Origin of the sequence: Flavobacterium sp. 9, assembly GCF_002754195.1 — a bacterium.
Classification (GTDB): domain Bacteria; phylum Bacteroidota; class Bacteroidia; order Flavobacteriales; family Flavobacteriaceae; genus Flavobacterium.
Genome location: NZ_PEEU01000001.1, coordinates 464,487 through 481,906, shown reverse-complemented (window position 1 = coordinate 481,906; position 17,420 = coordinate 464,487). Strand labels below are relative to the sequence as shown.

The 17,420-nt window shown below is 34.1% G+C and carries 12 protein-coding genes; 10 read left to right on the top strand and 2 right to left on the bottom strand.

The window, feature by feature from the left end; translation table 11 throughout:
* Positions 1-90 precede the first annotated feature (90 nt).
* Entirely contained in the window at positions 91-1,044 is a 954-nt protein-coding gene (locus CLU81_RS01710) for an alpha/beta hydrolase (protein WP_233209632.1), read from the bottom strand.
* Between the two features lie 409 nt (positions 1,045-1,453).
* On the opposite strand from CLU81_RS01710, the gene CLU81_RS01705 reads away from it, so the two are divergent.
* The 8 genes from CLU81_RS01705 (at position 1,454) to CLU81_RS01670 (ending at position 11,269) form a co-directional block, all read left to right on the top strand.
* Positions 1,454-2,923, top strand: coding sequence for an MFS transporter (locus CLU81_RS01705; protein ID WP_099708246.1), 1,470 nt, complete (start codon positions 1,454-1,456; stop codon positions 2,921-2,923).
* Between the two features lie 86 nt (positions 2,924-3,009).
* On the top strand, positions 3,010-3,849 hold the full coding sequence (gene kduI, locus CLU81_RS01700; protein ID WP_099708245.1) for a 5-dehydro-4-deoxy-D-glucuronate isomerase: 840 nt from the start codon (positions 3,010-3,012) through the stop codon (positions 3,847-3,849).
* A gap of 5 nt (positions 3,850-3,854) precedes the next feature.
* On the top strand, positions 3,855-4,646 hold the full coding sequence (locus CLU81_RS01695) for a gluconate 5-dehydrogenase (RefSeq protein WP_099708244.1): 792 nt from the start codon (positions 3,855-3,857) through the stop codon (positions 4,644-4,646).
* Between the two features lie 23 nt (positions 4,647-4,669).
* Positions 4,670-6,076 (top strand): glucuronate isomerase, encoded by a 1,407-nt coding sequence (uxaC, locus tag CLU81_RS01690; RefSeq protein WP_099708243.1) that lies wholly within the window; start codon positions 4,670-4,672, stop codon positions 6,074-6,076.
* A 182-nt stretch (positions 6,077-6,258) separates the two neighbouring features.
* A complete protein-coding gene (locus tag CLU81_RS01685) occupies positions 6,259-7,281 on the top strand; it encodes a sugar kinase (protein ID WP_099708242.1) in 1,023 nt (340 codons plus the stop codon).
* Between the two features lie 10 nt (positions 7,282-7,291).
* The gene (locus tag CLU81_RS01680) at positions 7,292-7,963 is read left to right on the top strand and encodes a bifunctional 4-hydroxy-2-oxoglutarate aldolase/2-dehydro-3-deoxy-phosphogluconate aldolase (RefSeq protein WP_099708241.1); all 672 of its coding nucleotides are present in this window, start codon (positions 7,292-7,294) and stop codon (positions 7,961-7,963) included.
* A 217-nt stretch (positions 7,964-8,180) separates the two neighbouring features.
* Positions 8,181-9,647, top strand: a complete 1,467-nt coding sequence (locus CLU81_RS01675) for a tagaturonate reductase (protein WP_099708240.1) — start codon at positions 8,181-8,183, stop codon at positions 9,645-9,647.
* A 2-nt stretch (positions 9,648-9,649) separates the two neighbouring features.
* Complete coding sequence (locus CLU81_RS01670) at positions 9,650-11,269, top strand: UxaA family hydrolase (protein WP_099708239.1); 1,620 nt, start codon at positions 9,650-9,652, stop codon at positions 11,267-11,269.
* A 179-nt stretch (positions 11,270-11,448) separates the two neighbouring features.
* Here CLU81_RS01670 and CLU81_RS01665 read toward each other — a convergent pair whose 3' ends face one another.
* The gene (locus tag CLU81_RS01665; protein WP_099708238.1) at positions 11,449-12,477 is read right to left on the bottom strand and encodes a LacI family DNA-binding transcriptional regulator; all 1,029 of its coding nucleotides are present in this window, start codon (positions 12,475-12,477) and stop codon (positions 11,449-11,451) included.
* Between the two features lie 287 nt (positions 12,478-12,764).
* Here CLU81_RS01665 and CLU81_RS01660 point away from each other — a divergent pair, with 287 nt between their 5' ends.
* Both CLU81_RS01660 and CLU81_RS01655 read left to right on the top strand, forming a co-directional pair.
* Positions 12,765-14,204, top strand: coding sequence for a glycoside hydrolase family 28 protein (locus tag CLU81_RS01660; protein WP_099708237.1), 1,440 nt, complete (start codon positions 12,765-12,767; stop codon positions 14,202-14,204).
* 126 nt (positions 14,205-14,330) lie between these two features.
* On the top strand, positions 14,331-17,420 hold the full coding sequence (locus tag CLU81_RS01655; RefSeq protein ID WP_233209631.1) for a TonB-dependent receptor: 3,090 nt from the start codon (positions 14,331-14,333) through the stop codon (positions 17,418-17,420).

The window sequence follows — 17,420 nt, the reverse complement described above, 5'->3', positions numbered from 1 at the left end:
ATAAATTTGCAAGAGTACAAGTCTGTCTAATTTTTATAGGGTCTTTAGATTTGGTTTTTTAACTGATTCTAAAGACCCTTTTTTTTACTTTTAGTTTTTATAACCATTACTTTTTAGCCATTCTTCGCAATCTTTAGTCCAGTGTTTACTGGTATCTTCAATGCCTAAACCAAAACCGTGTCCGCCTTTTTCATAAATATGCATTTCAGCAGAAACACCATTTTTTTTGAGTGCTAAATAGTAATTGATGCTGTTTTCGGGCAAAACCACAGTATCGTCTGTAGCATGAATCAAAAAGGTTGGTGGAGTTTGTGCGGTTACTCTTTTTTCATTAGAAAATGAATCAATTAATTCCTGAGAAGGATGTTCACCTAATAAACTAGTTTGTGAACCTTTGTGTGTAATATCATTTTGCATCGAAATTACAGGATAAATCAGAAGAGAAAAATCTGGTCTAGCACTTACTTTTGAAGCGTTTTCATATACTTTATCATCATAATGTGTTGCTAAAGTTGATGCCAAATGTCCTCCGGCAGAAAATCCTAAAACACCAATCTTTTTCGGATCAATATTCCATTTTTTAGCATTTTCTCTCACATAGCGAACGGCTTGCTGCGCATCTTGTAAAGGACCAATGGTTTTATCCGTCATAATTAAATCACTAGGCAAACGGTATTTTAAAACAAATGCTGCAATTCCTAAACTATTAAACCATTCAGCAACCTTAGTTCCTTCTTTATCAATTGCTAAGTGTTGATATCCTCCTCCGGGAAGTATAATAACGGCGCTTTGAATCGCCTTTTGTTCTTTTGGCAAAAAGACAGTTAAAGTAGGCATTGTAACATGACTCGTACTTTCAATATACCAAGGATTTAAATTAAAACCAGGTTTTTCAATATAATCATAGTGTTTAATTTCCCCTGGAACTTTATCCCAAAGTGGTATTGGTTGAGAATTTTGTGCTTGTAAAGAATTCATAAATGCTAAGAACAGTATTGGAATTAGTAGTGTTTTCTTGAATAATTGGTTTTTTAGTTTTTTCAATTTTAAAAGTATTTAGGGTTGTCGTAATCGGGATGTAATTTACTTTATAAAAGTCGATTTATGCTGTAAAAACGGTAAAAATATGAGGAATTTTCTATTAGAAAAAAACATCTGAAAAAAGAGCTCTTTTAGGGTGTTTTTATGTTGATAAATCTTTTGTTTTTTGAAATTCACGAATTAACAAATATATTGTTTAATATGTAATTATGTATTATTTTTTTTATTCGATATGTTTATTTATTGGCTTAAATTAAAATTTTAAACAAATTATTTGGAATATAAAGATTTAAAAGTATATTTGTGCAATCGATTACATTATTTGATTTTTTAAAGATTTGAATCTTTCGAATTTTTAAATAATAATGAAATTGAAAAGCCAAAAAGTAAAAATTTATAATAAACCATTACAATGAACCAAACAGATGCAGTTATTATGAGCCAAACCGGTAAATCTACAGGAAAGTATCGTTGGAGTATTTGCGCATTGCTATTTTTTGCAACTACAATTAATTATTTAGACAGACAAGTACTTTCGTTGACATGGAGCGATTTTATTGCGCCGGAGTTTCATTGGACTAATAATGATTACGGGAATATTACAGCATTATTTTCTATATTTTATGCAGTTTCATTATTATTTGCTGGACGTTTTGTGGATTGGTTGGATACTAAAAAAGGATTTCTTTGGGCAATCGGGATTTGGTCTTTTGGAGCTTGTTTACACGCCTTTTGTGGGATTGCAACGGCAGGATATATTACAGGAAACTGGTTTGTAGGTTTTGAAGGTGCTAAAGAAGCAATTCATCTTGTAAAAGATACCGGATTAGTCATTAATGTAAGTGTTACATTGTTCATATTTGCCCGTTTTGTTCTGGCAATTGGTGAAGCGGGAAATTTTCCTGCGGCGATCAAAACAACAGCCGAATATTTTCCTAAAAAAGACAGAGCATTTTCTACCAGTATATTTAATGCCGGAGCTACTGTTGGCGCATTGGCAGCTCCAATATCGATTCCGTTCATTGCAGCGTCTTTTGGTTGGGAAATGTCTTTTATTATCATTGGTGCGTTAGGTTTTGTATGGATGGGATTTTGGGTTTTTATGTATGATAAACCAGAAAAACATCCAAGAGTTAGTGCTGCAGAACTAGAATATATTCAACAAGATGATATTGCTGATAGTAAACTAGTTGGCTATATTCCGGAAACCAAAACCAAAGTTTCTTTTGTGGATTGTTTTAAATACAAACAAACGTGGGCTTTTGCTTTTGGAAAATTCATGACAGATGGTGTTTGGTGGTTCTTTTTGTTCTGGACGCCAGCGTATTTAAGTTCGGTTTACGGAATGGATTCTACAGAAGCCGCATTGCCATTATTTGTTTTATACATGATTACATTGCTTTCTATTATTGGAGGCTGGCTACCGACTTATTTTGTCGAAAAGAAAGGAATGAATCCATACGAAGGCAGAATGAGAGCAATGTTGATTTTTGCATTTTTCCCTTTATTAGCGTTGATTGCACAGCCTTTAGGATATATAAGTTATTGGATTCCAGTAATTATTATTGGAATTTCGGGCGCGGCACATCAATCGTGGTCGGCAAATATTTTTACTACAGTAGGAGATATGTTTCCTAAAAAAGCAATCGCAACTATTACGGGAATTGGTGGTTTAGCCGGAGGTGTTGGTTCAACTTTAATCAACAAAGGTTCGGGTTTGTTGTTTGATTATAGCAAAGAAACCAATATGGCTTTTATGGGCTTTAAAGGAATTGAAGCCGGATACTTTATCATCTTTTCTATTTGCGCCGTTTGTTACTTAACAGGTTGGATCGTAATGAAAACATTGGTTCCAAAATACCGTCCAATCACAGATTTATAAGATTTAGCAAAATTTTAGAACGATTCTAAAAGGTATTTTAAAATAAAAATCTAAATTTGTGCAATCGATTACATTAAATTAAAATTATGACGAAATATAGTTCAAGATACGCGTCAAGCCCAGAAGCTGTTAAAAAATATGATACTCAGGAATTAAGAAAAGAATTCTTAATTGAAGATCTAATGCAGGAAGATGAAATTGTATTAACGTATTCTCATTACGACAGATATATTACAGGATCAGCAGTTCCGGTAAAAGGTGATTTGACTTTAGAAAGTATCGATCCGCTTAAAGCTTCTTATTTTTTGGAAAGAAGAGAAATCGGGATTATTAATGTTGGTGGTAAAGGTTCTGTTGTTGTCGAAGGGAAATCTTTCGAATTAGATTTTAAAGATGCTTTGTATATCGGAAGTGGTAATAAAGAAGTGGTTTTTAAAAGCGACGACAGCAAGAATCCTGCTAAATTCTATATCAATTCTGCTCCCGCACATACAAGTTATCCAACTGTAAAAGTGAGTTTGGCAGAAGCCAATAAATTACAACTGGGAACAATGGAAACGGCAAATCACAGAACGGTAAATCAAATGATTATTGGAAGCGTTGTTACCACTTGTCAATTGCAAATGGGAATGACGGAACTAAAACCGGGAAGTGTTTGGAATACAATGCCGGCGCACGTTCACGATCGTCGTATGGAAGTTTATTTCTATTTGGATATTCCGGAGAATCAGGCTGTTTGTCATTTTATGGGACAACCTCAGGAAACACGTCATATTTGGATGAATAATCATCAAGCGGTAATTTCTCCGCCTTGGTCAATTCACTCGGGTTCAGGAACTTCAAATTATACTTTTATCTGGGGAATGGCTGGTGAAAACTTGGATTATGGAGATATGGACGTTTGTAAAATCACTGATTTAAGATAAGAACCATGACAAATTTATTTGATATAAAAGGTAAAATCGCCTTAATCACCGGAAGTACGCACGGACTTGGAATGGCAATGGCAAAAGGTTTAGGTCAAGCCGGAGCGACTATTATTGTAAACGGAAACTCTTCTCAACAAAAAATTGATGATGCTGTAGCTGAACTTAAAAATGAAGGAATAAGTGCTGTTGGTTATAAATTTAATGTAACCGATGAACAAGAAGTTATAACTGCAATTCAGAAAATTGAATCTGAAGTTGGACCAATTGCAATCCTGATTAATAATGCGGGAATTATCAAAAGGATTCCGCTTATCGAAATGGAAGTTACTGATTTTAAAGAAGTAATTGACATTGATTTGGTTTCGCCTTTTATAGTTTCAAAACATGTTGCCAAAGGAATGATTGAAAGACGCCAAGGAAAAATCATCAACATTTGTTCGATGATGAGCGAGCTTGGTAGAAATACGGTTGGAGCTTATGCTGCTGCAAAAGGCGGACTTAAAATGCTGACCAAAAACATGGCAACAGAATGGGCAAAATACAACGTTCAAATCAACGGAATTGGTCCTGGATATTTTGCAACAGAACAAACAAAACCTATTAGAGTTGACGGGCATCCGTTTAACGATTTTATCATAAGTAGAACTCCTGCTGCAAAATGGGGAGATCCGAGTGATTTAGCCGGAGCAGCAATATTTTTATCTTCTAAAGCAAGTGATTTTGTAAACGGTCATATTTTGTATGTAGACGGTGGAATTCTCGCTACAATTGGTAAACCGTCAAACGAAGCATAATTCTCAATTATAACTAAAAAGACATGAGTGTAAATCAGACTTTTATAAACGATAATTTTTTACTTGAAAATAAATTCGCGGAAGAATTATATCATAACTATTCTAAAAATCAGCCGATAATAGATTACCACAATCATTTGAATCCTCAGTTTATTGCCGAAGATAAAATTTTTGATAACATAACGCAGGTTTGGATAAATGGAGATCATTATAAATGGCGTGCAATGCGTACGTTGGGTGTAAACGAACAATTTATAACCGGAAATGGATCTGATAAAGAGAAGTTCTTAAACTGGGGAAAAACGGTTCCGTACACGATGCGTAATCCTTTATATCATTGGACACATTTAGAACTGGCACGTTATTTTGATATCTACGATTTATTGAATGAAAAATCAGCAGAGAAAATATATATCGAGACTTCAGAAAAAATAAATTCTGAAGCTTACAGTACACAAAACCTGCTTAAAAAAGTAAATGCTGAATTGGTTTGTACAACTGAAGATCCTATTGATAGCTTAGAACATCATCAAAAACTGGCTAAGAATCCTTTTGGAACTAAAGTAAGTACGGCTTTCAGACCTGATAAAGCCATCTTAATTTCTAATGATGGATATAATGCATATCTGGACACATTAGGGGATGTGTCCGGAATTGCAATTAATTCTTATTCGGATTTGTGTAATGCTTTAAAAAACAGAATTGAATTTTTTGCTCAAAACGGCTGTAAATTAAGCGATCACGGTTTAGATCAGATTTATTTTGAAAATTTTACCGAAAATGAAATCAATTCTATTTTCAAAAAGAAAAGAGAAAATCAAGTAATTTCTCCAGAAGAAGCATTGAAATTTCAGAGTGCAATTCTATTGTTTTTATCCGAAACCTACCATGAATTTGGTTGGGTTCAGCAATTTCACTTAGGCGCTTTAAGAAATAATAATGCGCGTATGCACAGGATTTTAGGTCCTGATACTGGTTGGGATTCTATTAGCGATTTTCCGCAGGCGCAAAAATTATCGAGTTTTTTAAATGCTTTAGATAGTAAAGATAAATTGACCAAAACGATCATTTATAATCTAAATCCGGCTGATAATGAAGTAATGGCAACCATGATTGGAAATTTCAATGACGGAAGTGTCAAAGGAAAAATTCAGTTTGGTTCAGGATGGTGGTTTTTAGATCAAAAAGACGGAATGACCAAACAATTAAATGCTCTTTCAAATATGGGATTAATTAGTTGTTTCGTTGGAATGTTGACAGATTCAAGAAGCTTTTTATCATTTCCAAGACACGAATATTTCAGACGTATTTTATGTAATCTTTTAGGGGATGAAATCAAACGCGGAGAACTTCCAAACGACATGGAATGGATAGGAAAAATGGTTCAGGACATTTCATACAACAACGCAAAAGAATATTTCAAATTTTAGTTGAGAAGAAAGAGGAAAGAACATAGAATATAGAAGAAAGAATTTTTGTTTGGGCTTAAAATCTTTTAATCATTGGAATCTGTGGCAAAAAAATAACAATTAAGATTAAGTTCAAAGCTTAATTGACTTAATATCTTAATGGTGAAAAAAGAAAAATTTTACTGGTAAAACAATAAAACAATATGAATAAAGTAGTTGCATTTGGAGAAATCATGTTGCGTCTTTCGACTGAAAGGCATTTGCGTTTTTCACAATCTACAGCATTTGGCGCTTCTTACGGAGGCGGAGAATTTAATGTTTGCGTGTCTTTATCCAATTATGGTGTAAACGCTGAGTTTGTAACGCGATTACCAGATAACGAAATCGGAATTTCGGCATTAAAAGAAATGCGAAAAATGAATGTTGAGTCCAAAAATATCATTTATGGAGGTGAACGTTTAGGGATTTATTTCTTAGAAACCGGAGCAGGAACGCGGGGAAGCAACGTTGTTTACGATCGTGCGCATAGTTCAATGGCAACTATTGAGAAGGGAAATATTGATTGGGAAAAAGTTCTGGAAGGTGCAAATTGGTTTCATTGGAGCGGAATTACACCAGCAATTTCAGAAACCGCTGCCGAAGCTTGTTTAGAAGCGATTAAAATCGCGCACAAAATGGGAATTACAATTTCATGCGACTTGAATTACCGATCAAAATTGTGGCAATATGGTAAAACTCCAAGTGACGTGATGCCCGAAATGTTGAAATATTGTAATGTTATTTTGGGGGATATTGATACTGCATATTTCATGTTGGGAATTCCGAAAGTAAACCCGAATTATCAAGACGAAAAATCACTTCCGGTTTTGTATACGAAGTTGTTTGATTTGATTCCGAATTTAAAAACGGTTGCAACAACTTTACGCTATTCTGTAAGTGCTTCACATCAGAGAATTGGTGGTGTTTTATTCGACGGAAAATCAATATATCATGCGGGAATTAAAGAAGTTACGCCAGTTGTAGATAGAGTAGGAAGTGGTGATGCTTTTATGGGCGGATTGATTTATGGACTTTTAGAATATAAAAATAATAACCAAAAAGCGTTAGATTTTGCAGTGTCGGCTTGTTGTTTAAAACACACTATTGCAGGAGATTATAATTTGGTAACCTTAAAAGAAGTTGAAAATATGATTGATGGTAATTCGGCAGGATTAGTATCAAGATAATTAGATAAAAATGGCAAAATATTCAAGAATTGAAGTGGCTTTAACGATGAAAGAAAACGGAATGGTTCCGCTCTTTTTTCATTCGGATATAGAAATTAGTAAAAAGGTGCTAAAAGCCTGTTATGATGGTGGCGCAAGATTAATGGAATTTACGAGCAGAGGCGATTTTGCTCATGAAGTTTTTGGAGCTTTAAACAAATATGCTTTGGCCGAATTACCGGGAATGATCTTAGGAGTTGGATCGATTACCGATGCTGCAGCAGCTTCATTATACATGAGTTTAGGTGCTAATTTTATTGTAACTCCGGTTTTTAGAGAAGATATTGCAATTGCCTGTAATCGTCGTAAAGTATTGTGGTCTCCAGGTTGCGGAACATTAACAGAAATTGCAAGAGCCGAAGAATTAGGTTGTGAAGTCGTGAAATTATTCCCCGGAGATATTTATGGACCAGAATTTATAAAAGCAATAAAAGGTCCATGTCCTTGGACGAATATTATGCCAACGGGCGGTGTTTTGCCAACAGTAGAAAGTTTGACTTCATGGTTTAATGCGGGTGCATATTGTGTTGGAATTGGATCACAATTGATATCAAAAGATATTTTGGATAATAATGATTTTGAAGGTTTAAAAACGAAAGTAAGTCAGATTCTTGACATCATAAATAATATTAAAAATAAATAAGGAGTAATCATGCCAATTCCTTATTTGAAACGCAGTTTTTTTGGTTTTAGAGATTGTAATTGAGCATTACGCTTGAAAAATAAAGCTTGTCATTCCTCACAGCAAGTTTCTATTTTATCGTAAACAAGTGTAATGTTTCTTTTACAAGTTTATAATCTTCGCACAGAAAACGAATAAGGCATTTTGGGATTATTTATAAAGTTTTAAAGAAATTATAATGGATAAAATAAGCAGATCAAATACGGAATTTTCAGAGAGACTTCCGATTAAAATAGTACAATTTGGAGAGGGAAATTTCTTAAGAGCTTTTGTAGAATATGCTTTTCAAAAGTTAAATCAAAAAGCCGATTTTAATGCGGGAATCGCTGTTGTACAACCTATTGATAAAGGTTTGGTCAATATGATCAACGCTCAGGACGGTTTGTATACGTTGTTTATGAAAGGCGTGAAAAAAGGCGAAGAAATTCAGGAAAAAGAGCTTATAACTAATATAGTAAAAGCAATTGATCCGTATGCTTCTTTTCAGGAATTTTTGGCTTTAGCCAAAGAAGAAGAATTGGCGTTCATCATTTCAAATACAACCGAAGCCGGAATCGAATATATAGAATCTGATCGCCTGACAATGCAACCGCCAGTTTCATTTCCTGCAAAATTAACCGTACTTTTATATGAAAGATTCAAGCATTTTAATGGCGATAAATCGAAAGCTTTAACCGTTATTCCTTGTGAGTTAATTAATTATAATTCGGATACTTTAAAGGAAATTGTTTTGAAATATTGTGATGATTGGAATCTGGAGGAAGATTTTAAATCATGGTTATTAAAAGATTGTACGTTCCATAATACTTTGGTAGACAGGATTGTACCGGGATATCCAAAAGATCAAATCGAAGAATATAATAGTCAATTAAGTTATAAAGACGATTTGATTGTAAGCGCTGAAAGTTTCTTTTTATGGGTAATTGAAGGCGATGATAAATTGAAAGTAAAACTTCCGTTTGAGAAAACAGATTTAGATGTAAAAATCGTAGCCGATATGCAACCGTATCGCACGAGAAAAGTTAGAATTTTGAATGGAGCGCACACTGCAATGGTTCCGTTTTCATTGCTTTACGGAAATGAAACCGTAAAAGAAACTGTTGATAATGCCTTTACAGGAGAATTTGTAAACAAGGCAGTTTTTGAGGAGATTAATGAAACTTTAAACATGGATAAAGCGGAATTAACAAGTTTCGCTGAAGAAATATTAGACCGTTTTAGAAATCCGTTTATCAAGCATTTATTGTCTTCGATTGCTTTAAATTCAATTTCTAAATTTAAAGTTCGAGTATTACCAAGTTTAACGGGTTATGTAGATATTCATCATAAACTTCCGGTTCATTTGACGTTTGCATTTGCGGCTTTAATTCGTTTTTATAAAGGAACGTGGAAAGGTGAAAATTTACCGGTAAATGATAGCGAAGATATTGTTACTTTCTTCGATGGACTTTGGAAATCTGATGATTATAACAAAATAGCAAGACTTACTTTGCAGAATAAAAGTTTCTGGGATGAAGATTTAACGCTAATTCCGGGCTTGACAAAAGCAATTACAACAGCTTTGGAGGAAATTGATGCAAACGGAATTGAAAATGGTTTTGCTAATTTTCAAAAACAATTACATACTACAACTCAGAACGCTTAATCATGGCAACTCAAAAAAAAATAATAAAAGTCAACTCAGCAGATAACGTAATTGTCGCTTTAACCGATTTGGTACAAAACGAACAAATTATGTTTGAAGGAAATACCGTCTCACCAACAACTGATGTTAAAGCAAAACATAAAATCGCAGAGAAAGATTTTACAATTGGTAATGATATTATAATGTATGGTGTTTTGGTTGGAAAAGCTGCTAAACCTATAAAAAAAGGAGAAGTAATTACCACCGAAAATGTAAAACATCAAAGTGAAAAAGTTTTTGGTAAAAACGGAAATTTAGGTTGGACTCCACCAAATGTAGATCGTTGGAAAGACAAAACTTTCAACGGATACCATCGTACGGATGGACAAGTTGGTACCAAAAACGTTTGGTTGTTTTTTCCATTGGTTTTTTGTGAAAACAAAAATATCGAAAAACTGAAAGATATTTTCGAAAACGAATTAATGCCCAAAAAAGAAGTTTCTTATAAAAATTTGTTACGCTCTTTAATTGAAGAAAAAAGCGTAGAAGAAGTTTCGGATAAAAATTTAAATGAAAATCTTTTAGAGAATGTCGAAGTAAAATTTATCAATCATCAAGGTGGTTGTGGAGGGATTAGACAAGATTCAGAATTGTTGGCGAAACTGCTTGCAGGATATGTGAACAACCCCAATGTTGCAGGTGCAACTGTTTTAAGTTTAGGTTGCCAAAATTTGCAAGTTGATATTTTTAAAAAGGCATTGAAAGAAATGAGCCCGAATAGTGATAAAGAAATTTTGATCTATGAGCAACAACAAATTGGAACTACTGATCAAATGTTTCAAATGGTGATTAAAGATTCTTATGAAGCCATTAAAAGAGCCAACAAAATTGAACGCAAACCTGCTCCTCTTTCAAAGCTAAGTATTGGTTTAGAATGTGGAGGGTCTGACGGGTTTTCAGGAATTTCCGCTAATCCGGCATTAGGAATTGTTTCAGATATTTTTGCAGCTTTGGGAGGGAAAACAATTTTGGCAGAGTTTCCAGAATTATGTGGCGTTGAGCAAGAATTGATGAACCGATGTGTGGACGAAGAAAAAGCAGATAAGTTTTTAACTTTAATGAAAGCTTTTGAAAAATCAGTTGTAGATGCAGGTTCAGGGTTTGATATGAATCCATCTCCGGGAAACATCAAAGACGGATTAATTACAGATGCAATGAAATCTGCTGGCGCAGCTAAAAAAGGTGGAACTTCGCCTGTTGTGGATGTTTTAGATTACGGAGAATATATTTCAAAACCAGGATTAAATCTTTTAAATACTCCGGGAAATGACGCAGAATGTACCACAGGATTGGTGGGATCGGGCGCAACAGTTGTTTTATTTACCACAGGTTTAGGAAATCCGATGGGAAATCCGATTGCACCCGTTGTAAAAATTTCTTCGAACACGGCATTAATTAATAGAATGTCTGATATTATCGATGTAAATGCCGGAACGGTGATTACTGGTGAAAAAACCATTGCCGAGGTTGGAGCAGAAATAGTAGATTACATTATAGAATTGGCAAGCGGAAACGTGGAAACAAAAGCAGACCAGTTGAAACAAGATGTATTTATTCCTTGGAAAAGAGGAGTTTCACTATGATTTTACCATATAAGTTATATAAGTTCATTTTAGCTTTGCGCATATTTATCATGCAACTTATAATTGCTTATATTATTTGAAAACTTTTACCATATAAGTTATGTAAGTTCATTTTAGCTTTGCGCATAATTTAAGCATGCAGCTTATAATTACTTATATAACTTATATGGTATAAATCCTTAGAAGGTAGTTCTTGACGAAGATTTACGAATGTGTAATTCTGGTGCGAGAACTACCTTTTTTTCGATTTTAATCGTATTGGTTTTGTCGACTTGTTCTAAGAAAACACGTGCTGACATTTTTCCCATTTCTAATGGAGACTGATCAACAGAAGTTATCGATAATTCCATGAATTTTGTGAAAGGTTCGTTACTGAAACCAGCCACACAAAACTCATTTGGAATACTAATATTTCTTTCTTTTAATTCCTGAATAGCACCTAAAGCCGCAAAATCACTCGAAGAAAATAAAGCGTCTGGTGGAGTTTCTAGTTTTAATAAAGTGTCGATTGCTTCTTTTCCGGCTTCAACGCTACTTTTAGTACGAATAACATATTCTTCTTTAAAGTTAATTCCGTGATCCAATAATGCTTGTTTGTATCCTAAAAAACGATTTTTGAATATCTCAAGAGACTGATCTCCTGAGAAATGCGCAATATGTCTGCAGCCTTCATCAATTAAATGTTTTGCTGTGATATATCCGCCTTTAAAGTCATTGATTGTCACGGAACTTACGCCATCGATATGTTTGCTTCTGTCAAAAAAGATTAACGGAACATTTTTCTCTAAAACATTATGAAACGCGCCATCATTTTCGTTAGTCACATCTGTAACCGACATGATAATACCGTCTACTTGAGCATCTATTAAGGTATATAAGTTTTCATTTTCTCTTTTTGGATCTTCATGCGTTTGGCAAATAATAACCTGATAACCATGTGGATGAAGTTCTTCTTCGACTCCTCTAATTACCGATGCAAAGAAGTTGCTATCGATACGAGGAACAATTACACCTATATTATTACTACGACCACTTTTTAAGGCTAACGCCAGTTTATTCTGCTTATAGTTCATCGATGCAGCAGTTTTTAGAACTAGCTCTCGTGTACTTTCTTTGATCTTCGGGTTGTTGTTTAAGGCTCTTGAAACAGTAGCAGCAGTGATATTTAATTTCTCGGCAATATCATAAATGGTTATTTTTTCGCTCATTCAAAAAGTGTTTCAGGTTAATTGTTAGACAAAAATACATATTTTTTTATTATCAAATTATAAAATGTTATCGATTACCATAACGGATAACTAAAACGTTGTATACTCCGTAATGATAATAATTTAGGAGCATTTTTGCATTAAATGTAAATATAATTAATAATAAAAATTAAATATATAAATTTTATCTAAATAAATTTGTTGTATTGAAACAATTTTTCTACTTTCGTGTAATCGATTACATTAATATTGATTTTTGTAATCGGAAAATCAAAATCTATATTTAAATGATTACAAGTAAGTCTATAGCGTCAAAAGTTGTTCTGGTTTTTAGCCTGACTGCGATTTCATTTTTGTCTTGTGGAAAACAAGTTTCGAATACTTCAGAAGCTAATCCATGGAAAAAAATGGAATTAATCGTAAAAAGCATTCCACAAACGCAGTTTTTAGACAAGACTTATAATGTTATGGATTATGGTGCTGTTGCAGATGGAAAAACATCAAATACAGCAGTTTTTGAAAAAGCCATTAAAGCTTGCGCTGAAAATGGCGGTGGAAAAGTACTTGTGCCAAATGGAAAATATCTAACTGGACCAATACATTTAGAAAGCAACGTGAATTTGCATTTAGAAGACAATGCTGAAATTCTGTTTAGTATTGATTCAAAAGATTATCCTTTGGTGCATACTTCATTTGAGGGAACAGAATTAATGAATCATTCGCCACTTATTTATGCAAAGAACAAAACGAATGTTGCAATAACTGGAAAAGGAACATTAAACGGACAGGCAAATAATACAAATTGGTGGATTTGGGCAGGAAGTAAAATGTACGGTTGGCAAAAAGGTATTGCTTCTCAAAATGATCCTCTTAATCGTATTGCTTTGATCGAAATGGCTGAAAAAGGAGTTCCTGTTGAACAAAGAATTTTTGGAGAAGGACATTATTTGCGTCCCAATTTTATTGAGTTTTTTGAGTGTAATACGGTTTTGGTAAAAGATATAACGATAATCAATGCTCCGTTTTGGATTTTACATCCGATAAAATCTAATAATGTAATTGTTGACGGCGTAACGGTCAATAGCCACGGACCTAATAATGACGGTTGTGATCCTGAATATTCTCAAAATGTAATTATTAGAAATTGCACTTTTAATACGGGAGACGATTGTATTGCGATAAAATCCGGAAGAGATGCTGATGGAAGACGAGTTGGGATTCCGAGTAAAAACATCATTGTTCAGAATTGTAAAATGATTGATGGTCACGGCGGAGTTGTGATGGGAAGCGAAATTTCTGCCGGAGTAAATAATGTTTTTGTAGAGAATTGTGTAATGGATAGTCCCAATTTAGAAAGGGCAATCAGGATCAAAACAAACTCTAAACGTGGTGGAACTACAGAGGACATTTATGTTAGAAATATTGAGGTTGGAACTGTAAAAGAATGTGTTTTGAGAGCAACTATGTTTTATGATGTTTACGGAAGTCAATCGGGAAATTTTATACCAGCAATCAAAAATATCAGCCTTGAAAATATTAGGGTCAAAAACGGAGGAAAGTTCGGAATCCTTGCTGATGGTTACGAAACATCTCCTATAGAAAATATCACTTTTAAAGATGTTGTAATCGAAAAAGTAGACTCGGTTTATTCGTTAAAAAACGTAAAAAATATAAATTTTATAAGCACTTATATCAATGGAAAGAAAGTAGAATCGATTAAAAATTAAAAAAAGAAAACTATCATTTTAACCAAACCAATTAACCAAACTATGAACATTAAACAATTATCAAAGAAAAAAATAAAATACAATCTTGTGTTTTTATTTTTCCTCAACTTTCTGTTGAGTAACACTATGAGCGCTCAGTCGGGTGTGATAGAGGGAAAGATTACTGATGCTGCAGGATTATCACTTCCAGGTGTGAATATCCAGGAAAAAGGTACTAAAAACGGTACTTCTACAGATTTTGAGGGAAGTTTTAAAATAAACGTTGCAAGTAATAAAGCGGTTTTGATTGTAAGCTATTTGGGTTTTCAGACTCAGGAAGTTAGCGTTGCAGGAAAATCGAGAGTAAATGTTAGTCTTTCAGAACAATCCAATTCGCTTAACGAGGTTGTGGTTGTAGGTTATGGATCTGTAAAAAAGACAGATTTAACCGGAGCTGTAAATACTTTATCTGCGGCTAAAATCACGGAAAGAAATGTTACTAACCCAATGGAAGCTATTCAGGGAGGAATTGCCGGAGTTCAGGTAACTTCAAATTCCGGTAGAATTGGCGACGGGTTCAACGTTATTATTAGAGGGGCAAACTCTATTAATAAAGACGGTTCTAAACCACTTTTTGTAGTTGATGGCGTTCCAACGGATAATATCGACTTTTTGAATCCGCAGGATATTGCGAGAATGGACGTGTTGAAAGACGCTTCTTCTGCGGCAATTTACGGTTCAAGAGGAGGAAGTGGGGTTATCATTGTGACGACCAAAAGTGGCACAAATGCAAAAGCGGGCGTATCAGTTTCTTATGACAGTTCTTATGGAAATAAGCAAGCGGTGAGATTACCAAAATTAATGAGTCCTGAAAAATGGTGGTATTATCATCAATCGGCATTTTTGGCAACTACAATTTCGGCTACAAACCCAACGTATAATGATATTGATGCAACCGAATTAAAAACGGCAGTTGGTCAGGCAGGAACGAATCCTGTTTTGTTTAACAGAGTGGCTAATAATCAAAGTTATAATTGGCAGGATGCGGTTTTAAAAGGCGGAATGACTCAGAATAATTATCTGAATATTACCGGTCGTGCAGATAATAGTTTGTCTTATAACATTGGTCTTGGTGTGCAAAAAGAAACTGGAGTTATTGATAATGAAGGTATTGATAAGTATAATTTTAAAGCAGGTTTAAATCATAAGATCAATGATAAAATTTCGTTTGGAGTAAATCTTACGATATCAAAAACGGATGAACAATTAGGAAGTGCAACTGCTATGCAGGAAGCTTTTAGACAAAATCCATATACATCGCCTTGGGCAATTGATGCAAATGGCGACGAAATTGTTGGAACTTATGCGCAACAACCAGGTACGCTAAGATATCCTAACGGAACTTTAGCAATTAATAAAACGGGTTCTTATAATCCGCTTTTAGAAATTGCAAATTCAAGTGATGAGATAAAAAGATTTACTACAATTGGTAATTTGTATGGAGAATATAAATTTACAAATTGGTTGTCTTTCAAATCGACTTTTTCTGCTGGTTCGATGAATGCGAGAGAAGGAAGATCTCTTGGTGCTCAAACAGATTTTGGTCTTAAAAACAAAAGTTTGCCGTCTGGAGATGTAACTAATGTTCAGAACTTTAATTATACTTGGGACAATCAGTTTAATATCAATTATACTTTAAAGGAAAATCATGTTTTCAACGTTTTATTGCTTCAGAGTTTTTATTCTAATACGACCGAAACTTATTTCCAATCTTCAAGAGAAAATCCATTTGAAACCGGATTTTATAATTTAGGTTCAGGAGCACAGCCAACTTACAATTTAACGCCTTCAGGATCTATTGCGATAATTCCGTCAGGAGTATTTATTCCGTATTCTAAAAACACGTTAGAATCTTATGCAGCTCGTTTAAATTATACTTACAAAGGGCGTTATTTATTGACAGCATCTGTTCGTTATGACGGTTCGTCTGTTTTAGCCGATGGAAATAAATGGACTGCTTTCCCTTCTGTGGCTTTAGGATGGAATATTAATCAGGAATCATTTTTGAAAAATGTCTCTTTTATTTCTAATTTAAAATTAAGAGGAAGTGTTGGTTATACCGGAAACGATAATGTTTCGCCATATTCAAGTTTAAGCGTTTTAAAAGTGCCAACTTATTATGATTTTAACGGTACTCCGGCAAACGGTTTTACATCTTCAAGCTTAGGAAATACTGATTTAACTTGGGAAAAAACAAGAGAGGTGAATTTAGGTTTAGACTTTGGATTTGCTAAAAACAGAATCTCAGGAAGTGTAGATGTTTACGATCGTTTATCAAAAGATTTATTGTTTCAACAAGCATTACCGTTAGAGATTGGAGTTCCTACAATTACTTCAAATGTAGGTTCTATCAGTAATAAAGGAATCGAGGTTGCATTGGTAACTAAAAATATTCAGACTAAAAATGTGTCTTGGGAAACCAGTTTTACTTTCACTAAAAATGTAAATAAATTAGAGTCTATTTATGGACAAGATAAAGTTGATGATGTTGGAAATAACTTATTTATAGGAGAAAACATTCACTCTTATTATAACTATGTTTTTGATGGAGTTTGGCAGGAAAGCGAAGCAGCAAAAGCACTTTCTTACGGTCAGAAACCTGGAGAAGCAAGAGTCAAAGATCTAAATAATGATGGTAAAATTGATGCCAATAATGACAGGGCAATTTTAGGAAATTACGATCCTAAATGGTCTGGAAGTTTTTCTACTACATTAAAAGTAAAACAATTTGATTTGTCATTGTCTTTAATCACAAATCAGGGAATGACTGTGTTTAGTGGCTTCCACGATAATTTTGCCGATGTTACAGACAGAGGTCGTCAGAAATTAGATCTTGATGATTGGTACATTCCTGCCAATGGCGCCGGTATTGCACCACAATATTCAAATACAAACCCTTTGCCACGTGGAGCGGGAGTTTATTATGATACTAATAATGTTGCTTTTTACAAAAATGCATCATTTGTCAAAGTTCAAAACATAGCATTAGGATATAGTTTGGATAATGATCTGGTAAATAAATTGAAACTTAAAAGCATGCGTTTTTATGTGAATGTGTTGAATCCGTTTGTAATTACACCTTATGAAGGGTACGATCCGGAATGGGCGACTGCGGCTTTAGCAGTGAATCGTGTGTCGACAATGACAGTTCAAATGGGATTAAGTTTAAAATTTTAA

What these genes read in the sequence shown, in the direction of transcription:
- CLU81_RS01705 (WP_099708246.1), top strand. Translation starts at nt 1,454, where the DNA reads ATGAACCAAACAGATGCAGTTATTATGAGCCAAACCGGTAAATCTACA.
- kduI (WP_099708245.1), top strand. Translation starts at nt 3,010, where the DNA reads ATGACGAAATATAGTTCAAGATACGCGTCAAGCCCAGAAGCTGTTAAA.
- CLU81_RS01695 (WP_099708244.1), top strand. Translation starts at nt 3,855, where the DNA reads ATGACAAATTTATTTGATATAAAAGGTAAAATCGCCTTAATCACCGGA.
- uxaC (WP_099708243.1), top strand. Translation starts at nt 4,670, where the DNA reads ATGAGTGTAAATCAGACTTTTATAAACGATAATTTTTTACTTGAAAAT.
- CLU81_RS01685 (WP_099708242.1), top strand. Translation starts at nt 6,259, where the DNA reads ATGAATAAAGTAGTTGCATTTGGAGAAATCATGTTGCGTCTTTCGACT.
- CLU81_RS01680 (WP_099708241.1), top strand. Translation starts at nt 7,292, where the DNA reads ATGGCAAAATATTCAAGAATTGAAGTGGCTTTAACGATGAAAGAAAAC.
- CLU81_RS01675 (WP_099708240.1), top strand. Translation starts at nt 8,181, where the DNA reads ATGGATAAAATAAGCAGATCAAATACGGAATTTTCAGAGAGACTTCCG.
- CLU81_RS01670 (WP_099708239.1), top strand. Translation starts at nt 9,650, where the DNA reads ATGGCAACTCAAAAAAAAATAATAAAAGTCAACTCAGCAGATAACGTA.
- CLU81_RS01665 (WP_099708238.1), bottom strand. Translation starts at nt 12,477, where the DNA reads ATGAGCGAAAAAATAACCATTTATGATATTGCCGAGAAATTAAATATC.
- CLU81_RS01660 (WP_099708237.1), top strand. Translation starts at nt 12,765, where the DNA reads ATGATTACAAGTAAGTCTATAGCGTCAAAAGTTGTTCTGGTTTTTAGC.
- CLU81_RS01655 (WP_233209631.1), top strand. Translation starts at nt 14,331, where the DNA reads ATGAGCGCTCAGTCGGGTGTGATAGAGGGAAAGATTACTGATGCTGCA.